Source organism: Thiogranum sp., assembly GCF_058323355.1.
In genome coordinates, this window is sequence record NZ_JBTTIO010000088.1 from 1 (window position 1) to 4,461 (window position 4,461).

The 4,461-nt window shown below is 60.5% G+C and carries 2 protein-coding genes; both read right to left on the reverse strand.

The window, feature by feature from the left end:
* Positions 1–228 precede the first annotated feature (228 nt).
* Positions 229–2,100 carry a DmsC/YnfH family molybdoenzyme membrane anchor subunit gene (locus ACW81B_RS12145; RefSeq protein WP_491580485.1) on the reverse strand — a complete coding sequence of 624 codons (1,872 nt, stop codon included), beginning with the start codon at positions 2,098–2,100 and terminating at the stop codon, positions 229–231.
* 115 nt (positions 2,101–2,215) lie between these two features.
* Positions 2,216–4,396: a molybdopterin oxidoreductase family protein gene (locus tag ACW81B_RS12150; RefSeq protein ID WP_491580486.1), complete on the reverse strand. Its 2,181-nt coding sequence runs from the start codon at positions 4,394–4,396 to the stop codon at positions 2,216–2,218.
* Positions 4,397–4,461 lie beyond the last annotated feature (65 nt).

Sequence of the window (4,461 nt, forward strand, 5' to 3'; positions counted from 1 at the left end):
AACGGATCATCCGCTGCCGGCGTGACCGGTACTGCGCCATGAATACCGCACGTTCCAGATCGTTTTCGATATCCGCAAGCTTGCTTTTCAATGGGGTCAGACTCGATTGATTTTCATACCAGGATTAAAGGATTAACGGGGAGAAATTTTCATTGGGGTCAGACTCGATTTTTCTCCTATATACATGAAATTAACCGTAATCAATCGCGTCTGACCCCATTGAAATTGTCAGTGTTCGGCGACCTGTACACCGACCTGGGTCATGTTGGCCAGGCCGACTTCGCGCGCGTGTTCCTGGAAGGCCGGGTTATTCCAGAAGAAGGCGCCCGGCAGGGTGGTGGGGATGACCAGTACGTAAAACAGCGCGCGGCCGATCACGGCGGCGGCGAACAGGGCCAGCGCCGCCAGCCCCCACAGGACCAGGCCGGTCGGGCTGGACACACCACTCAGGACGGCAAGCACGATCAGCGTCGCGGCGCCGAGCATCAGTGCATTGCGCAGCCAGTAGGTCTTGCCGAAGGTGGTGGTCTGTTCCAGCCACGCGGCCTGCCCTTCGCCCACGTGGTGACGCAGGTAATCGGCGTGGCGGTAAAGACCGAAGGCTTCCACGGCAAGCCCGGTCAGTGCCAGTATTGCCAGAGTTTGCAGCAGATGGGTGAAGTCGCTGCCCTGCACGGCCAGTAGCGGGACGAACACCAGTGCCACCAGCAGCGAACCCAGTGTGAGCATGCTGGCGTAGAAACTGCTGAGCACCTGCCAGTGGTTCCAGAACGGGCGCGCCGGGATGCGGTAGATGCGGTGCATGAAATAGATCGAGGCCGGGCCGGCGATCACCGCCAGCCAGCCGGACAGCTCGCGCACGCCGTTGACCAGCCCTTCCGGCAACCAGCCAAACAGGTGTGGCAGACCGGTCAGCACGGCGTAAGCGCCGAGCAGGTTATAGAACACGGCCACGGCCGCCACCTCGCGGCTTACCGGCGAGTGGCGCAGGTTGTTAAAGGCGCGGTAGAACCGGTGCGGGCGCCCGAGGTGCAAGGTGGAAATCACCAGCGCAAAGGTCTGCGCGGCGATCAGCCCGAACAGGGTCACCGGGTAGGCAACGGGATTCGTGGCAGCGCTCAGCGAGTCCAGCCCGAACTGCGGGCCAAGGAACAGCAGCAGGAAGGCGCCAACCACGGCCTGGGTAATCAGGGTAAAGATCACCAGCGGGTCTTCGCGGGAACGCAGTTTGGCGAGATTCCACTGCATGGGCTTGTTGCCGCGTGGCAGTGGCGCGCTGCGGTACTGACCCTGCCCGCCTTTCACGCCGGGGTCGGGCTTTGTGTTCTGTTCGTCGCGCACATAGCGGATCGGCGTGCTGTCGGTACGGCGCATTTCGCGCGGCAGGCTGCGTGTCTGCTGAAAGCGGATGTTTGGCTGGGTGATGGAGGTATCAGGGAAACCCGGGATACTGGTGGCGAGTTGTTCGCGATTTTCCGGCGTGGTTTCGATCACGCCGAAGTCCAGCGCGCCGCCCAGGCAGGCCGAGGCGCAGGCCGGTTTCAGGCCAACTTCCAGCCGATCGACACACATGTTGCACTTGGACACATGCCCGGCCACCGGGTCGAGTTGCGGTGCGTTGTAGGGACACACCCAGGTGCAGTAGCCGCAGCCGAAGCAGATGTCCGGGTCCTGCAACACCGCGCCGTATTCGGCGAACTTGGTATAGGCGCGCGTCGGACAACCTTTCAGACAGACCGGGTTGTCACAATGGTTGCAGGCCATGGAGATGTTCAGGCGAGCGACGGCCGGGTAGCTGCCGCCTTCCAGGTATCCGACGGAACGGAACGCCAGGTGCGCCGGGGTGTCGTTCTTTTCCGCGCAGGCCGCTTCGCAGGCGTGACAGGCGATGCAGTTGTCGGCGTTGAAATAAAAGCCGTGCTGCGTGTAGCGGTTGGGGTTGTCGCCCACGCTGCTGTCGCCGTTGATGTTCAGGCTCTGCCCGGCCAGCGGGTCGTTTTCATCGACCAGCTGGATGGGTTTGCCGTAGCAGTTGGTCTGCGGCGCTTCGGCGTTCGGAATGAAGGCGTAGTCCGGTTCGTTGTCTCTTACCTTGAACATATGTTTTCCAGTTACGCCGTCATGCCGGCACATGCCGGCATCCAGGGCCGGTCAAGGCGTATGGATTCCGACATTCGCCGGAATGACGGGGATCGAAAGATGCATTTCATCACAATCAATACGCCCGTGCGGCCAGGTTAAGGGCAGCAGCAGCCTGCTGATCCTCGACCGGTTCCACGCGCACCGCGCACTGTTTGTACGCCGGCTGACGCGAGTGCGGGTCGAGCAGGCCAAGGCTGACGCGGTTGACGCACTCGTGGTAGTGGAACGGCACGAAGATCATGTTACGCGGCACGCGCTGGGTGCACTGCACCAGCACGATGGCATCACCGCGCCGCGACACCAGGCGCGCATACTGGCCGTGCTCCACGCCGGACTCGGCGGCGGCATCGGGATTCATCTCCATGTAGGGCGTGGGACTGAACTTGTTCTGGTTGCCGACCTTGCCGGTGCGGGTGCGGGTGTGGAAATGTTCCACCACGCGGCCACTGTTGAGCCACAAGGGGTATTCATCGTCCGGCCGTTCGTTGTTGTCGACGAACGGCAGCGGGATCAGTTTGGCCTTGCCGTCCGGGTGCTGAAACACACCGTCGATATATAAACGCTGCGAACCGCTTTCATCGCCATCACGGCACGGCCACTGCAGACCGCGCTGCTGTTCGATCCTGTCATAGCTCATGCCGGAAATATCCAGCATCCGGCCTTTCGACAACTGCTTCATTTCCTCGAACGCCTGTTCGGTGGTCTCGGGGAACGACGGCTTTTTATCGCGTTCGATGCGCTTCGCCATTTCGTTGAAAATCCAGAAGTCCGGCTTCGACTCGCCGAACGGCGGCATCACGTTGCGGATCAGGTTCACGCGGCGCTCGGTGTTGGTGAACACCCCTTCCTTCTCGGCCCAGATAGCGGCGGGCAGGAATACGTGACTGTATTCGTTGGTTTCCACATCGGCATAGGCGTCCTGTACCACCAGGAACTCCAGCTTCTCCAGCGTCTTGCGGATGCGCGCCGTATTGGGCATGGAAGTCATGGGATTGGTGGCAATCAGCCACAGACCCTTGATCTGCCCGGTTTCAATCGCGGGCAGGATATCGGTCATGAACAGGCCGCGTTGCTTCGGGAAGAAGTCTTCGTCTATGCCCCAGAATTCAGCAATCTCCTTGCGGTCCTGTTCCTTTTCCAGCGCGCGGTAACCCGGCAGACCGGAACAGGACGACCATTCGCGCGTCCCCATGGCGTTGCACTGGCCGGTGATAGACAGGCTGCTGCCACCCGGTTTGCCGATGTTGCCGGTAATCAGGTTCAGATTATTGATCGCCACCACGCCGTCGGAACCGTGTGTGGACTGGTTGATACCCATAGTCCAGATGGTCATGGCGGCATTGGCCCTGGCATAGACACGCGCGACATTACGAATGGTGTCTTCGTCGATACCGCAGATCTTCGAAGCCGTCAGCGGATCATAGTCCTGCACCGTGGCCTTGAAGGCGTCGAAATCGCTGGTATGGGCGCGGATGTACTCTTCATCCTGCAAACCTTCATCCAGGATCACATACGCCAGGCTGTTTAACAGCACCACATCGGTGCCGGGACTGATCGGCAGGTGCATGTCGGCACTCTGCGCCAGCATGGTCACGCGCGGATCGATTACGATTAACGGGAAATGCCGCTTCTCGCGCGCCTCGCGCATGCGCCAGTAAATAATCGGGTGCTGTTCCGGCAGGTTGGAACCAATCGCCAGCAGGCAATCGGTGTGCTCGAAGTCCTCGTAACACCCGGGCGGCCCGTCGGAACCGAACGAACGCTTGTAACCCGACACCGCCGATGCCATGCACAGCGTCGTGTTGCCGTCGTAGTTGTTGGTGCCGATCACCCCGCGCGCCAGCTTGCCCAGCGTGTAAAACTCTTCCGTCATGATCTGGCCGGTGGACACAATCGCAAACGCATCGCGGCCATACTGATCCTGGATACGCTGGATCTCCGACGCGGTTTTATCCAGTGCCTGGTCCCAGCTCGCTTCCCGGAACGGTTCATGAACCCGCTCGCGCATCAACGGCACGCGGCCACGGCCGCCGCTCTCGAACAATTCGTACTCAAAGATCCCCTTGATACACAACTTGCCGCGGTTCACATCCGCATCGCCCACGCCACGCGCCGACACCGCCTTGCCGTCCCGGTTCAGGCCGACTTCAATCGCGCACCCCGTCGAACAATAGCCACAGGTGGTGTACTTCCACTCCACCGCGCCCTTGTCAGCGAGTTTGATCGGGTTCTTCTTGTTCCGTCCGAATAACATCTACCAGCACCTAAAATAATCTCGCAAAGACGCAAAGTACGCCGACACATTTTCAATGGGGTCAG

Bases quoted from the DNA above. Each gene is read 5' to 3' on its own strand.
- ACW81B_RS12150 (WP_491580486.1), bottom strand. From the start codon at position 4,396: ATGTTATTCGGACGGAACAAGAAGAACCCGATCAAACTCGCTGACAAG.
- ACW81B_RS12145 (WP_491580485.1), bottom strand. From the start codon at position 2,100: ATGTTCAAGGTAAGAGACAACGAACCGGACTACGCCTTCATTCCGAAC.